This window comes from Bifidobacterium polysaccharolyticum (genome assembly GCF_016101585.1).
Lineage (GTDB): Bacteria > Actinomycetota > Actinomycetes > Actinomycetales > Bifidobacteriaceae > Bombiscardovia > Bombiscardovia polysaccharolytica.
Map to the genome: position 1 here is coordinate 63,315 of NZ_JACFQG010000001.1, position 17,936 is coordinate 81,250.

The 17,936-nt window shown below is 63.2% G+C and carries 14 protein-coding genes, 1 tRNA gene and 1 riboswitch; of the genes, 14 read left to right on the forward strand and 1 reads right to left on the reverse strand.

Annotated features, from left to right (window positions below; genetic code table 11):
* Positions 1 to 61: 61 nt before the first annotated feature.
* A riboswitch (M-box (ykoK) riboswitch) is annotated at positions 62 to 220 on the reverse strand.
* A gap of 133 nt (positions 221 to 353) precedes the next feature.
* The 13 genes from H3T90_RS00225 (at position 354) to H3T90_RS00285 (ending at position 15,146) form a co-directional block, all read left to right on the forward strand.
* Positions 354 to 986, forward strand: a complete 633-nt coding sequence (locus H3T90_RS00225) for an NAD(P)H-dependent oxidoreductase (RefSeq protein ID WP_198229185.1) — start codon at positions 354 to 356, stop codon at positions 984 to 986.
* Complete coding sequence (locus H3T90_RS00230; RefSeq protein WP_198229187.1) at positions 983 to 2,146, forward strand: glycosyltransferase family 4 protein; 1,164 nt, start codon at positions 983 to 985, stop codon at positions 2,144 to 2,146. Before H3T90_RS00225 ends, H3T90_RS00230 begins: the two co-directional genes overlap by 4 nt.
* 9 nt (positions 2,147 to 2,155) lie before the next feature.
* On the forward strand, positions 2,156 to 5,362 hold the full coding sequence (locus tag H3T90_RS00235; protein WP_198229189.1) for a UPF0182 family membrane protein: 3,207 nt from the start codon (positions 2,156 to 2,158) through the stop codon (positions 5,360 to 5,362).
* Positions 5,359 to 5,889 carry a GNAT family N-acetyltransferase gene (locus H3T90_RS00240; protein ID WP_332468218.1) on the forward strand — a complete coding sequence of 177 codons (531 nt, stop codon included), beginning with the start codon at positions 5,359 to 5,361 and terminating at the stop codon, positions 5,887 to 5,889. The genes H3T90_RS00235 and H3T90_RS00240 overlap by 4 nt, the downstream gene beginning before the upstream one ends.
* Before the next feature lie 40 nt (positions 5,890 to 5,929).
* Positions 5,930 to 6,529: an aminoacyl-tRNA hydrolase gene (pth, locus tag H3T90_RS00245; RefSeq protein ID WP_110425356.1), complete on the forward strand. Its 600-nt coding sequence runs from the start codon at positions 5,930 to 5,932 to the stop codon at positions 6,527 to 6,529.
* The gene (mfd, locus tag H3T90_RS00250; protein WP_198229191.1) at positions 6,519 to 10,142 is read left to right on the forward strand and encodes a transcription-repair coupling factor; all 3,624 of its coding nucleotides are present in this window, start codon (positions 6,519 to 6,521) and stop codon (positions 10,140 to 10,142) included. Before pth ends, mfd begins: the two co-directional genes overlap by 11 nt.
* Positions 10,143 to 10,185: 43 nt before the next feature.
* Positions 10,186 to 11,481 (forward strand): phosphopyruvate hydratase, encoded by a 1,296-nt coding sequence (gene eno / locus H3T90_RS00255; RefSeq protein WP_015021986.1) that lies wholly within the window; start codon positions 10,186 to 10,188, stop codon positions 11,479 to 11,481.
* Positions 11,482 to 11,582: 101 nt separating this feature from the next.
* Complete coding sequence (locus H3T90_RS00260) at positions 11,583 to 12,161, forward strand: FtsB family cell division protein (RefSeq protein ID WP_408610675.1); 579 nt, start codon at positions 11,583 to 11,585, stop codon at positions 12,159 to 12,161.
* A 51-nt stretch (positions 12,162 to 12,212) separates the two neighbouring features.
* Positions 12,213 to 12,941 carry a DUF501 domain-containing protein gene (locus H3T90_RS00265; protein ID WP_198229196.1) on the forward strand — a complete coding sequence of 243 codons (729 nt, stop codon included), beginning with the start codon at positions 12,213 to 12,215 and terminating at the stop codon, positions 12,939 to 12,941.
* A gap of 10 nt (positions 12,942 to 12,951) precedes the next feature.
* A complete protein-coding gene (locus tag H3T90_RS00270) occupies positions 12,952 to 13,953 on the forward strand; it encodes a Ppx/GppA phosphatase family protein (protein WP_198229198.1) in 1,002 nt (333 codons plus the stop codon).
* 24 nt (positions 13,954 to 13,977) lie between these two features.
* A tRNA-Leu gene (locus tag H3T90_RS00275) sits at positions 13,978 to 14,063 on the forward strand.
* Positions 14,064 to 14,153: 90 nt separating this feature from the next.
* A complete protein-coding gene (locus H3T90_RS00280) occupies positions 14,154 to 14,561 on the forward strand; it encodes an FKBP-type peptidyl-prolyl cis-trans isomerase (protein ID WP_046323026.1) in 408 nt (135 codons plus the stop codon).
* Between the two features lie 105 nt (positions 14,562 to 14,666).
* Positions 14,667 to 15,146 carry a GreA/GreB family elongation factor gene (locus H3T90_RS00285; protein ID WP_024627331.1) on the forward strand — a complete coding sequence of 160 codons (480 nt, stop codon included), beginning with the start codon at positions 14,667 to 14,669 and terminating at the stop codon, positions 15,144 to 15,146.
* A 164-nt stretch (positions 15,147 to 15,310) separates the two neighbouring features.
* On the opposite strand, the gene trhA is transcribed toward H3T90_RS00285, so the two are convergent.
* Positions 15,311 to 16,231, reverse strand: a complete 921-nt coding sequence (trhA, locus tag H3T90_RS00290) for a PAQR family membrane homeostasis protein TrhA (RefSeq protein WP_198229200.1) — start codon at positions 16,229 to 16,231, stop codon at positions 15,311 to 15,313.
* Positions 16,232 to 16,399: 168 nt separating this feature from the next.
* On the opposite strand from trhA, the gene H3T90_RS00295 reads away from it, so the two are divergent.
* On the forward strand, positions 16,400 to 17,887 hold the full coding sequence (locus H3T90_RS00295; protein WP_046323025.1) for a sensor histidine kinase: 1,488 nt from the start codon (positions 16,400 to 16,402) through the stop codon (positions 17,885 to 17,887).
* The last annotated feature ends 49 nt before the right edge of the window (positions 17,888 to 17,936 follow it).

The window sequence follows — 17,936 nt, forward strand, 5'->3', positions numbered from 1 at the left end:
TCAAGGTGCGGAACATCCCTGTCGGCAGCCTCGAAGACGGCGTTGCGATCGGCCATGAGCCGACCATTGTCATCGTTCAAGCTTCGGCTTCGCATGGTGTTTGGCCCTGCATTAGTCCCTGCCTTGACACGACGGGGACTGTTGACCTGCGCGGGGTGTCTCCACCACTTTGCGGCAGCATGCCTTGTCCATGCGGTAGCTTCACCTACCGACCACCCAATAACATAGATGGGCCTAAGAGCAGTGTCAAGCATTTGCCAAACCAGCGTTGCCGTCCTTGCCAGGACTGACAATGGCAAGGGTCTGCACGCAGTCGGTGCAGGCGCGAAATGAAATGTAAGGAGTGAATCCCTATGAAGATCGTGGCAGTCACGGCCAACCCCGAACCCAAGAGTCTGACCGATGCGGCAGGCAACGCCCTGCTGGACGGGGCGGCCGAGGGCGGGGCTCGCACCGAGTTGATCGACCTTTGCGCCGAGGGGTTCAATCCCGTCTTCGGCATGGAGGACAGGACCCACTACCTGGGCCAGGGACCCATGCCCGAGGATGCCCAGGCCATGCAGGAGCGCATCAAGGATGCGGACGTGCTGGCCCTGGTCTTCCCCGTCTACTGGTACAGCATGCCGGCCATCATGAAGGGCTTCGTCGACCGGGTCATCTGCCGGGGCTTCGCCTACCACGCTGATGGAACCCCGGGGGCTCTGGCCGGGCGCCGGGTGGAGCTCGTCATGCTGACCGGCGGGGAAAAGGGATGGTACCAGTCCAGCGGCATCGGAGAGGCCTTGGACAACCAGCTGCGTAGGCAGACCTTCCTCAAGTACTGCCAGGTTGCGCAGGTGGAGACCATTTATGTGGATAATCTGGATTCGGGCAACGATGAACAGCAGGCGCGGGAGGCTGCTGACCGGCACCTGGTGGCCCTGGCCTTGAAGGGTCGTCAGCTGGCCGCAGGGACCGAGCCCGGAGCGGACCAGGACGCTCAGTGACGCTCAGCATCGGGTTCGTCTTCGATGACACCCTGGATGTGTTCGACGGGGTCCAGCAGCACATTCTGATCCTGGGACGGGAGCTGGGCAGGCGGGGTCACAGGGTCCAGTATCTGGTCGGGCATACCGCCCATCCGCCGGTTGACGGAGTCCACTCCCTGTCCCGCAACGTCATGGTCTCCTTCAACGGCAACAGGATGCGCATACCACTCCCTGCACCCAAGGAGCCTATCCGCCGGGTCCTGGAGGCCGGGCACTTCGACCTGTTGCACGTCCAGGCCCCCTATAGCCCCTTCCTGGCAGGGCGGGTCATCCGTGCCGCAGATCCGGCAACGGCCCTGGTGGCCACCTATCACATTGCCCCCACAGGAAACCTGCAGTTGCTGGGCGGTCGGCTGTTGGGGATGATCAACCGAAGGACCCATAGACGCATCGACAGGGTCATCGCAGTCTCGCCTGTGGCGGCCAGTTATGCCCGGCAGACTGCCGGTGTGTCCAGCAGGGTGGTGGCAAACCCTGTGGACGTGGCTGCCCTGCGCCAGGCTCGTCAGGCCGCTGGCGACCAGGAGGTGGCGCGCCTACACGGCCAGGGACCGCATCTGGTCTTTCTGGGACGGTTCGTGGCTCGCAAGGGGGCGGGGATCCTGCTTTCAGCCCTCCAGACGGGGGAGCGTGCCGGCATTCTGCCTGAAGGCCTGCATGTGACTATGGCCGGCAAGGGTCCACTGCTGGAGGATTGCCGTCGAAAGGCCGCCGCCCTGCGCACCCCGGTGGCCTTCCCCGGTTTTGTGGACGAGAAGGACAAACCTGCCCTCCTGGCCTCCTCCGACCTGACGGTCTTTCCCTCCACCGGGGGCGAATCCTTCGGCATCGTCCTCTTGGAGGCCATCGCTTCGGGCACGGCTCCGGTGCTGGCTGGGGACAATCCCGGCTACCGGTCCACCCTGATGGGCGATGAACGGGCTCTGGTGCCCGTCGACTCGCCCAACACCCCCGAACTGATGGCCCGGCGACTTGCCCAGGCCTTAGGGGATCCCTCCTGGAGGCGGAATGTGCGCCACGACCAGCTGACGCTCCTGGACCGCTACGACGTGACCACCGTGGCCGATCAGGTGGAGGAGGTCTACCAGCAAGCCATTCAAGACCGCCGTCTCATGTAGGGTAGGTACATGTCATTCTTTGATTTCTTCGGTGCCATGTTCGACCCTGAGGGCGGTCCAGGCGGACCAGGCCGGCGTCGCAATGAAGACGACCCGGTCATCCTGCATGTGCAAACCGATGGGGAGGGTCCCGGCCAGGGGGGCGGCGGCGCGCCTCGCTTCCGCTTCCCCGGACCAGGTGACCCCCGGCTGACTTCCCGCACGAAGGGCAATGACGGGCCTTCCCGGGGTTCGCGGATCCTGGCAGTGGTTGTGGCAGTCGTGCTGGTCGTCTTCCTGCTACTGTTCGCGCTCAGCCGCTTCATCACCGATGTCATGTGGTTCTCCCAACTGGGGGCGGCGCAGATAGTCTGGACCCAGCTGGGCATCAAGGTGGGCCTATGGCTGGCTTATGCACTGCTGCTGGCCGCGGTGACCCTGCTTTCGGCCATCCTGGCCATCCGCAGCCGTCCCGATTCGCCTGACGGGTCTACCATCAGGGTCAAGGGCGATCTGATTGAGGTAGGCAAGGGAGTCTCCTCACGCACGGCGCTGAAGGTGGCCGTGGTGGTCTCCCTGGTTGTTGGCGTATTCTTCGGCTTCCAGTTCAACGCCGACTGGAAGCAGGTGCTCCTGCTCTTCAACGCCCAGTCCTTCGGGGTGCGCGATCCCCAGTTCGGCCTGGACAACGGCTTCTATGTCTTCATCCTGCCTGGCCTGCAGCTGTTGGTCTCCTCCCTGCTGATGATGCTGCTGGCGGCCACGGTCTTCAGCCTGGTCACCAACTTCCTCATGGGTGGCATTCGCTTGACCATGCCCGTGCACGGCCGGGGCATTCTGGAGATGACCCGTTCCGCCCGCAGACAGGTGGCCGTCTGGTTGATCCTGTTCATGCTGGTCTGGGCCGGCGATACGGCCCTGGGTGTCTTCGGCAGGCTGACCGAGGAGGGCGATCGGATCACCGGCGCCTCTTACACCTCGGTTAAAGCGGCCATCCCAGTGACCCTGATTATGGCCGTGGTCATAGCTCTGCTGGGCATAATTTTGGCCGTCTGGATTCTGAGGTCGCCCACCCTGGAACCCGGCCGTGTCCATGCAGGATCCCTGGGTTCGGCCGTCAAGCAGTGGAGGATTCCCGCTCTGGCTGTAGCCGTCACCATCGTTCTGTCCCTGTTGCTGACCGTCTTCTGGCCGGCCCTGGTCCAGCGCTTCCGGGTCAATCCAAACGCCCAGGAGATGGAATCCGCCTACATTCAGCGCAACATCGCCGCCACCACCAAGGCCTATGGGCTGGATAGACTCAAGACCGAGGCCTATGACGCCACTACCGAGGTCCAGTCAGGCGCTCTCTCCCGGGATGCAGAGACTACCGCACAGATTCGTTTGTTGGATCCCCAGGTGGTTTCTCCCACCTTCCGCCAGCTGCAGCAGTCCAAGCAGTACTACACCTTCGAGGACACTCTGGCCGTTGACAAGTACGACATCGACGGAGTCAGCCAGGATACGGTCATCGGCGCTCGCGAGCTGGACTTGGAGGGCAACGACAACCGCAACTGGGTCAACGACCACACGGTCTTCACCCACGGCTACGGCATCGTGGCCGCCTACGGTAACAAGGTCACCCCGGACGGGCAGCCCGAATTCTTCGAGCAGGACATCCCAACCAAGGGCAAGCTGACCGACAGCCAGCACTACGAGCCGCGAATCTACTTCTCGCCCAACGCGCCCGAGTACTCCATCGTCGGCGCGCCCCAGGGCTCGTCAGGCTGGGAGTTCGACTATCCTACCGGTTCTAAGGGAGCCACCAACACCTTCAAGGGCAACGGCGGCCCCTCGGTGGGCAACTTCCTGGCCCGAGTACTTTACGCCATCCGTTTTGGATCCGATCAGATACTCTTCTCGGACCGCGTCACCCCCGACTCGCAGATTCTCTACAACCGCTCGCCCAAGGAGCGCGTGGCCCAGATCGCCCCCTATCTGACCCTGGACGGGCGCGTCTACCCGGCTGTGGTGGATGGCCGGGTCAAGTGGATCGTCGACGGCTACACCACCTCTGACGCCTACCCCTACTCACAGAAGGTAGACCTGGGGCCCATCACCCAGGACACGACCACCCTGAGCTCTGAGGCCGTCAAGGGCTTGGGCTCTCAGAAGGCTAACTACATCCGCAACTCCGTCAAGGCTACGGTCGATGCCTACGACGGCTCGGTGGATCTGTATGCCTGGGATGCCAAGGATCCGGTGCTCAAGGCATGGCAGAAGGTCTTCCCCGGCCAGTTCAAGCCGCTTTCGTCAATCTCCGGTGACCTGATGAGCCACATGCGTTACCCGGAGAGCCTGTTCAAGGTGCAGCGCCAGCTCCTGTCCCAGTACCACGTCAACTCGGCCAGCCAGTTCTTCTCCGGCGAGGACTTCTGGCAGACCCCCGTGGATCCGACCGGAACCAGCAAGGAGCAGAAGGCGGGTATCAAGCAGCCTCCCTACTATCTGACCTTGCAGACCCCGGGGACTGACAAGCCCGCCTTCTCGCTGACTTCCACCTTCATCCCCGCCGGCACCTCCACCAGGGAGATTCTGACCGGGTTCCTGTCTGTGGATTCCGACGCCGGGTCGACCAAGGGGGTGATAGGGCCGGACTACGGGACCATCCGGCTGATGGAGCTGCCCAAGAATTCCAATGTTCCCGGCCCGGGGCAGGCCCAAAACAACTTCAACTCGGATGCTGCGGTCTCGACCGAGCTCAACCTGCTCCAGTCCGGATCCACCAAGGTCAAACGTGGCAACCTGCTGACTCTGCCAATTGGCGGCGGACTGATCTACATCCAGCCGGTATACGTCCAGTCCAGCGGTGCCACCAGCTTCCCCCTGCTCAAGCGGGTTTTGGTGGCCTTCGGAGACAAGGTTTCTTCCTCAGCGACCTTGGATGCGGCTCTTGACAAGACCTTCCAGGGCAACTCGGGCGCATCGGCAGGCGATGCCGACAACACTGGACGCACCAATTCCAATGCTGACCAGAGCGAGCAATCCGATAAGGCCCCAGGTAAGACCGCCGGGTCCGGCGGGGCATCTACCACAGGAGGACAGGCCTTGAAACAGGCCTTGGACAAGGCCAACCAGGCCATGAGCGACGGCGATGCCGCCCTGAAGAAGGGCGACTTCAGCGCCTACGGCGAGGCTCAGAACCGTCTGCGCGAAGCCCTCAAGGAGGCCTCCGACCAGGAGGGCGGCAACAAGTGAGCGCCACCCCGCGCATCCGGCTCTGCCGTCGCGGGGACCTGGAGGCGGTCACCGATATTTACAACCAGGCGGTCATGGATGGCGGTTCCACGGCGGATACGGCCCCGGTCAGTCTGGACCAGCGCCTGCAATGGTGGCTGGACCACAATCCCGACCAGGGCCATCCGGTCCTGGTCCTGGAGCAGGAGGGCCGGGTGCTGGCCTTCGGCTCCCTGTCGGCATACTACGATCGGCCCGGCTACCAGGAGACCTGCGAGCTGAGCTACTACGTGGACCGTGGCAGCCGTGGCCGTGGCCTGGGTGTCCTGATGGTCCATTCCCTGCTGGAGCGTGCCCAGCGGCAGGGCATGCGTCTGGCCGTGGCCATCATATTCGATGACAATTCGGCCTCCAAGGCCCTTTTGCACCGGTTCGGTTTCAGCCGCTTCGGCCTTCTGCCCCAGGCAGCTTGGGACCGGTTCGTCCTGCATGATGTTTCCTACTGGAGCCTGTCCCTTGAGCGAAATGGGGTCGGGGAGCCTGTGTAGAATCTCACCGTCCCGTCTGAGAGCAGGAGGTATCACCTACATGGCATCCGATTTCTGGCTGATAGCCGGACTGGGCAACCCGGGTGACGAGTATAAGGGCACCAGGCACAACATGGGCTTCATGTGCGCCGATCTGCTGGCCGAACGCTGGTCGGTTAACCTGCGCGACCACAAAGGTCTGGCCCAGCTGGGCCGTGGCACCCTGGATCTTGACGGACGCCGCATACCCTTCTTCCTGGCCAAGCCGCTGACTTTCATGAACGACTCCGGCGATGCCCTGGCCTCCATCTGCTCTTACTACCACATACCGGTTGGGCGGGTCGTGGTCATCCATGACGACATGGACCTAGAGTTCGGCCGGATCAAGGTCAAGGCCGGCGGGTCCTCGGGCGGGCATAACGGCATCCGTTCCATCGACCGTTCTTTGGGCAGCAACGCCTATGCCCGGGTCCGCATGGGCGTGGGGCATGCCCGGAGAGGTCCTGACGCCCACCGGCGCACCGTGGACTGGGTTCTGGGCACCTTTGTCGGCGATCAGCGCAAGCGTCTGCCCGAGTTCCTGGCCGACGGCGCGGATGCCGCAGAAATCGTGATTACCAAGGGCCTCAGCCAGGCTCAGGAGCAGTTCAATGGTCGATGAGCATATCCAGTCAGGGCAGGGGACCGGCAAGAAGGTGGAACCTCAGGAATCGCTGAATGGATCCCTGCGTCCTCTTTTGGACGACCTGCAGGCGGATGCCGCCTTCAAAAGGTTGGTCCAAGGAGATTCCGAGCCTGCTACCGACACCGACACCTCTCTTATGGTGCAGGCTCCCCAGGGGATCAGGCCAGCCCTGGCCGCTGCGGCAGCCGGACGTGCCCCGGTGGTCCTGGTGGTCCCCTCCGAGCGTGATGCCGAGGAGATGGCCGGCGCCATCCGTTCCTGGTATGAGGGCGACCCTGGCGATGTAGCCCTGCTGCGCTCATGGGAGACCCTGCCTCACGAGCGGCTTTCGCCCCGGGCAGACACCGTGGCATCCCGGATGGCCGTCTTCAGGCGGCTGGCCCATCCGATTCAGGACGACCCTGACTTCGGACCCATCCGCATCCTGGTCATGCCCGTGCGCTCCCTGCTGCAGCCGGTTGTTAAAGGTCTGCAGGATGTGGAGCCCCTGGTCTTCCTACGCGGCCAGGACCTGCCTTTGGACCAGGCAGTCGAAGCCTTGGTCCGCAACGCCTACACCCGGGTGGACCTGGTCATGGAGCGCGGACAGTTCGCCGTCAGAGGCGGAATCCTGGATGTCTTCGTCCCCACCATGGCCCACCCGGTGCGCATTGAGTTCTTCGGCGACGAGGTGGACACCATCCGCAGCTTCCACGCCTCCGATCAGCGCACCTACGGCCCCGACCTGGACCGGATCTGGGCGCCGCCCTGCCGCGAGCTGCAGCTGACCGACCAGGTCCGCGCCCGCGCCCGTTCCCTGATCGGGAGCATCCCCAACGCCGACGACATGCTGGAGTCCATCGCCCAAGCCATTCCGGTGGAGGGCATGGAATCCCTTCTGCCTGCCCTGGTCGACGAGCTAGTGCCGGTGGGGTCCATGTTGCCTGAGGGTGCCCTGATTCTGCTGTCTGAGCCGCAGCTGTTGGCCCGCTCCGCCCAGGACCTGGTCAAGACCGCCAACGAGTTCCTGGCCGCAAGCTGGCATGTGGCAGCCTCAGGACAGGGCTCGGGCGCACCCATCAGCTTTGACAGGGCCAGCTTCCTGGACTACGACGAGGTCATCTCATCCTTGGAGTACCGCAAGGGTGAGGTCTGGAAGCTGACCGACCTATCGGTGGATCCGGACCGGGAGGGGGCCGAGCGTCTGGATGCCCTGGCTCCGGACCAGTACCGCGGCGACGAGGATCGGGCCGCTTCGGGCATTGCATCCCTGCTGGAGCGCGGCGACCGGGTTGTTGTGACTGCTCCGGCCCAGGGGACGCTGAGCCGTCTGCGTCGGGCCGTGCAGACCACGGGGATCACTGGGTTGGAGTACCACCGCTCCCTGGCTGTGGACGGCTTCGTGGACCAGTCCGCCCATCTGGCCCTGCTGACCGAGAGGGACCTGACCGGGCGTACCAGCGTGGCCGCTGGCAGCAAGACCTCCAACCGACGGCGCAAGGCCATCGACCTGGACGAGCTCAAGCCCGGTGACTATGTGGTCCACGACCAGCACGGCATCGGCCGCTTCCTAGGCATGCGCCAGCGCAGCGTGGGCGTGGGCCCCAGCAAGGGCAGCCGGGAGTATCTGGTCCTGGAGTACGCCCCCTCCAAGCGCAATGCCCCGCCAGACAAGCTCTTCGTGCCGGCCGACCAGCTGGACCAGGTCAGCCGCTATATCGGTGCCGAAATTCCCAGGCTCAACAAGCTGGGCGGATCCGACTGGTCGGCCACCAAGGCCAAGGCCCGCAAGCACGTTCACAAGATCGCCCAGGGACTGGTCAAACTCTACTCGGCCCGGCAGCGCACCAAGGGCTTCGCCTTCAGTCCCGACACCCCCTGGCAGAAGGAGCTGGAGGATGCCTTCCCCTACCAGGAGACCCCCGACCAGCTGACCGCCATCGACGATGTCAAGGCCGATATGGAGAAGCCGGTGCCCATGGACCGCCTGATCTGCGGGGATGTGGGCTTCGGCAAGACCGAGATAGCCATCCGTGCCGCCTTCAAGGCCGTTCAGGACGGCAAGCAGGTGGTCGTCCTGGTGCCCACGACCCTGCTGGTTCAGCAGCACTATCAAACCTTTACCGAGCGGTTCGAAGGCTTCCCGGTGGATGTGGCCGCCATGAGCCGCTTCCAGACCGCCAAGGAGAACCAGGCCACCATGGAGGGCCTGGCCAGCGGGGCCGTGGACGTGGTCATCGGCACCCACAAGTTGCTCAACCCGCGTATCCGATTCAAGGATCTGGGTCTGATGATCGTGGACGAGGAGCAGCGCTTCGGCGTGGAGGCCAAGGAGACCCTCAAGGCCATGCGGACCAACGTGGATGTCCTGTCCCTGTCGGCTACTCCCATTCCGCGCACCCTGGAGATGGCGGTGACCGGCATCCGCGAGATGTCGACCCTGGCCACGCCCCCCGAGGATCGTCTGCCGGTACTGACCTATGTGGGCGCCTACGAGGATGCCCAGGTGACTGCGGCCATTCGCCGTGAGCTCCTACGCGGGGGCCAGATCTTCTACATCCATAACCGGGTGGAGGACATCGGCAAGGTCTCGGCCAAGGTGCAGACGCTGGTTCCCGAGGCCAAGGTGGGCGTGGCCCACGGCAAGATGGGGGAGAAGCAGCTGGACGGGGTCATCCGGGACTTTTGGCACCGGGATATCGATGTGCTGGTCTGCACCACCATCGTTGAGACTGGCCTTGATATACCCAACGCCAACACGCTGATCGTGGACCGGGCCGACCGCTTCGGTCTCTCCCAGCTCCACCAGCTGCGCGGCCGGGTGGGACGCGGCCGGGAGCGCGCTTACGCCTACTTCCTCTACGACCCCAGCAAGCCCATGACCCAGACCGCCCACGACAGGCTGGCCACCATCGCCCAGAACACAGCTCTAGGGTCCGGCTACGACGTGGCCATGAAGGATCTGGAGCTGCGCGGCACCGGCAACCTGTTGGGCGACGAGCAGTCCGGCCATATCGAGGGGGTCGGCTTCGACCTTTACGTGCGCATGGTCTCCGAAGCGGTGGAAGAGTACAAGGAGCCTGGGCGGACCGAGCCGGTCACCGTCAGCATCGATCTGCCCTTGGAAGCTTCCATCCCTGTGGACTACATTGATTCGGACAAGCTGCGTCTGGAGGCCTACCGCAAGCTGGCCTCGGCCCGCAACGAGCAGGATCTGCGCGACCTGCATGAGGAGCTGACCGACCGATATGGGCGTCCGCCGGCCCAGTTCGACACCCTCTTCGCAGTAGCCAGGCTGCGGGCCAAGGCTCGTTCCCTGGGCATTGCGGAGATCGCCTCCCAGGGCTCCAGAGTGCGGATCAGACCCGTGGCCATGCCCGACTCCCTCCAGGCAAGGATCGCACGCATCTACAAGGGCAGCCAGTACCGTCCTGTGACGCAGACCCTGCTGATCCCAGCGCCCTTCGCGGGCTCCCTGGGTTCGGGACCCATGGATTCAGCGGCCATGACCGCCTGGGTGGACACCTTGCTGGACGACCTGGCTTGGGGGCTGCCCAAGTCCTCCGACGATGGCACGCCAGCGGGTCCCTCGTCCGTCCAACAAAACTAGTATCCTGTAAGGGACATCACAACAACTTATTGAAGGAGCAGTTGTGGCAGCAATTGAAAGCGTGTTCGCGCGCGAAATTCTTGATTCCCGTGGCAACCCGACCGTCGAGGTCGTTCTGCAGACTGAGGACGGCGCCGAGGGGCGTGGTCTGGTTCCCTCCGGTGCTTCCACCGGCGAGGCCGAGGCCTGGGAACGTAGGGATGGCGACAAGAAGCGCTATCAGGGCAAGGGTGTGCTGGACGCCGTCAAGGCGGTCAATGAGACCATCGCTCCTAACGTCATCGGCATGGACGCTACCGATCAGCGCGCCCTGGACGAGACCATGATTGATCTGGACGGCACCCCCAACAAGGGCAAGCTGGGCGCCAATGCCATTCTGGGCGTCTCCCTGGCTGCGCTTTATGCGGCTGCTGAGTCCGCCGAACTGCCTCTCTACCGTTACCTGGGTGGCACCAACGGCCACATCCTGCCCGTGCCCAACATGAACATCATGAACGGCGGTGCCCACGCCGACTTCGCCACCGACATCCAGGAGTACATGATCTCCCCCTACGGCTTCGACTCCTACCGGGAGGCCCTGCGCGCCGGCGTCGAGGTCTACCACACCCTTAAGGGCATCCTCAAGAAGGACGGCCATGAGACCGGCCTGGGCGATGAGGGCGGCTTTGCCCCCAAGATGAAGTCCAACGAGGACTCCTTGAAGTACATCGTCGACGCCATTCAGGCTGCCGGCTACGAGCCTGGCAAGCAGATCGGCCTCTGCCTGGACGTGGCATCCTCGGAGTTCTACAACAAGGACACCGACAAGTACCACTTCGACGGCGAGGATCGCGACGCGGACTACATGCTGGACTACTACCAGGGCCTGGTCGAGAAGTATCCGCTGGTCTCCATCGAGGATCCCTTCGCTGAGGAGGACTGGGGCGCCTGGCAGAAGATTACCGCCGCAATGGGTGACCGTCTGCAGTTTGTGGGCGACGACCTGCTGGTGACCAACCCCAAGAGGCTGCAGAAGGGCATCGACCTGAAGGCCGCCAACTCCCTGCTGGTCAAGCTTAACCAGATAGGCACCGTGACCGAGACTTTGGATGCCATCGAGCTGGCTACTGCCAACGGGTTCACATCCATGGTTTCCCACCGTTCCGGCGAGACCTCCGATACTACCATCGCCGACCTGGCCGTGGCCAAGAACACCCGCCAGATCAAGACCGGTGCTCCGGCCCGTGGCGAGCGCATCGCCAAGTACAACCGGCTGCTGGAGATCGAGGAAGAGCTGGGCTCCACCGCCGAGTATGCCGGCTACAGCGCCTTCAAGGCCTGCAAGAAGTACACCAAGTAAGGCTTTGTCGGTCGGGCCGGACCCTTTGCAGGTTTCGAACCAACCGTGAAGTCTTTCACCCGTGGCGGTCCGCGTCGGCTGCCGCGGGTATTTTTATGGGTATGGCCAAGAACAAACGTGACGGCGCCAACCGGCGGACAAACAGGCAGTCGTCGGGACCCATCACCTTCTTTGTGGCGGTCATCATCGTGGCTCTGGGGCTAATTCAACTGGTCTCCACCTTCCACGCCTACGCCATTAATCTTTCCGAACTCAACGGCCTGCGCAACCAGCAGGCCCAGCTTGTCGAACACAAGCGTGACCTGGAGAACCAGATCCGGCGCTGGGATGACAAGGCCTATGTAACCGCCCAGGCCCGGGATCGGCTGGGATTCATTTTCCCCGACGAGGAGGCTATCCGGGTCCTGCACCCGGAGGCGGTCACGGGCAGCAAGGACAAAGACCAGGCTGGAAGCAAGGGGGTCCGGGCCCCCAGGAAGAACTCCCTGCCCTGGTATCAGGAGATGGCTTACTCCTTCGCCAAGGCGGACCAGGATCCTACTGCCGATAGAAGCAAGGGGAGCACAGGTCAGCATCCTGGCGACGGAGCCAGTCCGAACGGCTCTGCCAGTCCGTCTGGTTCAAGTAGTCCGGGTGGCTCTGATGGCTCCACTCCATCTGGGGGCGGGGGAGCGCAGTGAACTTCGAAGGCTTGGATTTCGCCGCTTCAACAGGCTATGAACTTTGCAGCAATGCACAATCAGAAAGATGAGGACAGCGTGAACAAGGCCCAGGGAAGGCCCCAGGCAGCAGTGGGATCTCAAGTCGTAGACAAGGCCAGGGTCGAGTCCGAGATTGGGCAGAATAAGGTCGAAGCCTTTGTCCTGATTGGCGACCGGGAACTGGCGGCGGTCAGGGATCGGGTCCAGGAGCTTCTGGCGACTCCGGCCACGCCGGAACAGATAGACGTCGTGAACCACCAGCTGGGTCGCTATCCGCGGGGTATGGTGGCCGTGGGCGCTCGCTGTGTCTGCGGCAACCCCCTGGCCGTGGTCACCCGGCCGCAGCTGGAGGACGGCACGCCTTTTCCGACCACGTGCTATCTGACCAGCCCCGAGGCCGTCAAGGCCGTCTCCCGGTTGGAAGCTAACGGTATCATGACCGACTGGAATGCCGAACTTGGTTCCGATCCGGATCTGGCCAGTGCTTATCGCAGGGCCCATGAGCTCTACCTGGCCTTCCGGTCTGCCTTGGCCCATCAGCTGGGCGACGACGAAGGGCACATCGCCGGAATCTCGGCGGGGGGCATGCCCAAGCGGGTCAAGTGCCTGCATGCTCTGACCGCTCAGTCTCTGGTTATGGGCCCTGGGGTTAATCCTTTGGGCGACCGTGCTCTTGGTTTGGTGCGTCAAGTATTCGATCCCCAGGTCTGCAGGTGCGTTCGGCCTTGGACTGAGTCATACCGGGAAGAGAACCGATGAAGGGGGTTTTATGGATCAGGTAACGGTGGCGGGTGTGGATTGCGGCACTAACTCCATACGTCTGCTGATTGCCGAGGTGGACCGGCAGGGGCTCCATCCGGTGGCTCCCAGGCTGATGCGCGTTATCCGGTTGGGGGAGGGCGTGGACCGCAATCACTGCTTCTCCGACCAAGCTCTGGAGCGCGCCTTTGAGGCCTGTCGGCTCTTCGCCCAGCAGCTGCATGAGCACCCGGTAGATGGCCTGCGCTTTGTGGCCACCTCAGCCACCAGGGATGCCGACAACCGAGAAAAATTCGAGGCGGGGGTGCACTCCATCCTAGGGGTCACGCCCGAGGTCATCAGTGGCTCCCAGGAGGCCTCGCTGAGCTTTCTGGGAGCGGTCAGCGTGCTGGAGCAGCGAGGCGGCACCGACATGCCCCCTGCGCCATACCTGGTGGTCGACCTGGGTGGTGGCTCCACCGAGCTGGTCCTGGGCGGGGATGGGAGCGATTTGCTTGTTGACCATGTCAGGGCCTCCTACTCCATGAACATCGGCTCCGTGCGGATGACTGAGCGCCATCTGCTGAACGATCCTCCCAGCCAGGAGCAGATTGACCAGGCGCTTGAGGATGTTGACAGCTGGATCGACCGGGCCTTCGACCAGGTCCCTGTAGCCGGAGTAGGCAGTGTGATCGGAGTCTCCGGCACGGTCACCACCATGAGCGCCTTGGCCCTGGGATGCGAGGTCTACAACCGCCATGCCGTCGATGGTCAGTCCATTTCGGTTGATGCGGCCTGCCGGGTTGACGACCGGGTGCTGAACATGAGCCGGCAGGAGCGTAGGGAGCTCAAGGCCATCCATCCTGGGCGTGTGGATGTGATTGGCGGCGGCGCCCTGATCTGGAGTCGCCTGTTGGAGCGTCTGGGCCAGGCCAGCCCGAGTGCGTTGGCTTCGGGAACCTATGTGGCCAGCGAGCATGGTCTCCTGGACGGCCTGGTCCTGGACTACGGTCGGACCCTCCTGCGCGAATGATATACTAAGGCGTTATGGGTCATGGCCCCGGTGGCGAAATGGTATACGCATCGGACTTAAAATCCGCCGCCTTCACCGGCTTGTGGGTTCGATTCCCACCCGGGGCACCAAGGCCTCATCGGCTTGGACGGCAGTGTCGCAACTTGTCACCCGGCCGACGAACCGATACTCTGGTACGCAAGAAAACCAAAGGAGTTGTCATGAGTGACCAATCCATGCCCGAGGTGAACGCCGAATTCGGCGCCACGCCGACCATAACCTTCCATGGTTCGGCGCCCAGCGGGCTGCGCGCCGTGGAGCTGGTCGAGGGGGACGGGCCAGTCGTCCGCAAGGGCGATACCGTCACCGTCAACTATCACGGTGTCGTTTGGGGGTCCGATCAGGTCTTCGACTCCAGCTTCCAGCGTCATCAGCCAGCCAGCTTCGGCATTGGCGTGGGGCAGGTCATTCGCGGCTGGGACCAGACGGTGCCCGGCCACAACGTGGGGTCCAGGTTGGTGGTCTCCATTCCGCCGGAGTACGGATATGGTCGTCAGGGGATGCCTCAGGCGGGCATCGGCGGCGACGATACCCTGGTTTTCGTGATCGACATCATATCGACACGGTAGACAAGGGTCTCCAGGCGCCGGTGAGGGCCGGCGCCTTTTTCATACCCTTGACTTTGCAGTTCAGGTCGGGCCACGAGACAAGTGCATTAAACAAGGAGGAATCACATGGCTGAGGAAAAGACGATTCTGCTGACACAGGCCGCTTACGACAAGCTGAAGGAGGAGCTTGACCACCGTCAGGGCGAGTACCGCGACGAGATTACCGAACGTATCGCGGCGGCTCGAGCCGAGGGTGATCTGAGCGAGAACGGCGGCTACCAGGCTGCGCGCGAGGAGCAGGGTAAGAACGAGGGGCGGATAAACGAGCTGATCGTCAAGCTTCGCAACGCCAAGATCCTCAAGGCTCCTAAGGCTGGCACGGTGGGCAACGGATCCCTGGTGACCTTGACCATGGCCGGCAATGAAATGGTCTATGTGCTGGGTTCCAGAGATTTGACCGTGGCCACCGACTATGATGTCATCAGCCCCGAGTCGCCTATCGGCGCGGCCCTCATGGGCGCCAAGAAGGGCCAGACCGTGACCTACAAGGCTCCCAATGGCAAGGACATCTCGGTCACCGTCAAGGATGCCCAGCCTCTCAAGTAGCGGGACGACCCCTCACCGTCCCAGCTCGGCCTGAATGAAGCCGCTCTCCGCCATGGTCGACGGGGGGCGGCTTCGTCTGTGGGTGACTGCTCTATGAATGACCACTTGGTTCGTAAGGCAGGCCGATGGTCTTTGTTAAAAGTGCGGTTCGGCTGGAGAGCTGCTCAGCGCAGGTTGCAGACCACCAGATAGATGGCCACGATGTGGCAGGCATAGCCGATGACCGTGCCGCAGTGGAATATCTCATGGAAGCCGAATACCCGGGGCCAAGGGTCCGGCCGACGCAGACCGTAGACAATCGCCCCCAGGATGTAGGCCAGGCCGCCGGCCACGATCAGCCAAACCACCGGCGGACCGGCCATGGGGGAGTCCCAGAAGAGTTTCAGGAAGCCCACTCCCGAGACTCCGAAGACCACGTAGACAAGGGTGTAGAGCCAGCGGGGAGCATCGATCCAGAAGACGTGGACGATCATGGCCACCAGGCTGGCCCCCCACATGCCCAGGATGATGACCCGCCGCCAGAAGGGGTCCAGTGCAAAGGAAATCGGCGTGTAGGTGCCGGCGATGAGCAGGAAGATGTTGACGTGGTCCAAGCGGCGCAGAACGTCCGTGGTCCCCGGGGTCCAGTCGCCCAGATGGTAGAGAGCCGAGTTACCGAAGAGGGCCAGTGAGGCGACCATGAAGACCGCACATGCCAGCTTAAGGCCAGTGCCGTGGGCCAAACAGATCAGCACGATGCCGGCGGCCAGGGCCAGCGGGGCGGCCACGGCGTGAATCCAGCCACGCAGCAGGGGCTTGGGGCGGCCGTGCACATCCAGGCGGACCTTGCGTTCGATCTCCATGTCGGGGATGCCCTCGATTCGTGAGGCTTTGATCTCGGCCTTGGCCATGATCCGTGCAGCCTTGGCCTTGGCTTTGGCGCGCACCGCATCGGCCTTGGCCTGCAGATGGGCCTCATGGGCCACCTCTGCGTCCCTGCGCAGGTAGGTCAGCTCCTGTCGGCGCTGTTGGCGACGGCGTTCGAGATCGGGATCGACCTCCTGGTCCTCAGGCGGTCTGCCGTCCTCGCTGGTCCTGGTTGCCATGGCCCTCCCTTGGCCCCTTGACTGGTCCGGGCCTGTCGGGTCCGGTAGCCGGGGCGAAACATCCGTGAACCACCCTACCCCAGACCTGTGTATTGGACGCGCATGTCATCATCGCCCTGGGCATGACCCACCTATCCGCTTCCGCGGGCCCTTTGTATGATGGAGGGCATGGCTGATTTTTCCGAGATTCTGGCATCCTGCGACGACTGCAATGAGGAGGACCGCGAGTGGCTGCACCACCTAGTGGCCGACTGGCAGGTCATCGCCGATCTAAGCTTTGCCGACCTGCTGCTCCTGCTGCGTACCGGCGAGGGCGAGTTCACTGTAGCCGAGCAGTGCAGGCCCTCTACGGTCATGTCTTTGCGCACCGAAGATGTGGTCGGAGAGCATTTCCCGACTGATCGCAGCGAGGAGCTGGAGGCGGCCATGCAGTCCAAGGGAGTGCTGCGATCCAATAAGCTGCGAACCATCGGCCGCGCCACGGTCTGCGATGTCTATGCCCCTATTCGTCACCAGGGCAAAACCCTGGGCTTGGTGGTCCGCGAGACCAACATGGCCACGCGCGAGTCCAACGGCCGTTACGAAAGCGAGAGCATCAACGCGGGCAAGGAACTCTTCGAGATGATCACCCGCGGCGAGTTCCCCTACGCAGATTCGGTGCTCAACCAGCGGCACAACGCCAGGGTGGCCGACGGTTTCTTTGTGTTGACGGCAAGCGGCGTAGTGCGTTATGCCTCGCCCAACGCCATCAGCTGCTTCCGCCGACTGGGCTCAGTAGAGACCATGATTGGCCAGTACCTGAGCGAGATCGGCACCTCCCTGCTCAAGGAGAACGATCCCGTGCCCGACTCTTTGCCGTTGGTCTTATCGGGCAAGGCGGCTGTGGACTCGGAACTAGATGCCAACGGGTCGGCTGTCTCCATGCGCTCCCTGCCCTTGTACGGCAAGCAGGGCAGGACCGGCGCCATCGTTCTCTGCCGGGACGTGACCGAGCTGCGCCGCCGGGAGAAGGAGCTGCAGACCAAGGATGCCACCATCTCCGAGATCCATCACCGTGTCAAGAACAACCTTCAGGCCGTGTCAGCCCTGCTGCGGCTGCAGGCCAGGCGCACCAAGTCAGACGAGGTCCGCAAGGAGCTGGAGGAAGCCCAGCGCCGCGTCCAGACCATCGCCGTAGTTCACGAGGGCCTCAGCCAGACCGCCGACGAGATTGTGGACTTTGATAAGGTGATTGCCAACCTGCTGAAGATGAGCGTGGACCTGGCCACCACCAGCGACCAGCACATCACCATCTCCTACGTGGGCAAGTTCGGGATGATGCCAGCCCAGGATGCAACACCCTTGTCCCTGGTGCTGACCGAGCTGGTCAACAATGCTGTCGAACACGGTTTTGAGGGCCGTGACGAGGGGCATATCACCATATCGGTAGGCCGGGGCGGCAACAACCTCAATGTGGTGGTCGAGGATGACGGCAACGGCTACAGCACCGAGTCGGATCAGGGACAGGCTCGATCCACCGGGTCCGGGCTGGGCACGCAGATCATCAATACCTTCGTCACCAACGACTTCGGCGGTACGGTCAAGTGGGAGCCACGCCGGGATGGGGGCACCCGGGTGGTCATCAACATCAAGCTGCGCGTGGCGCAGGACGTGTGATATCCCGAAAACCTATTAGCGAGGAGTGCTTTTCAGGAAAAGAAAGGGG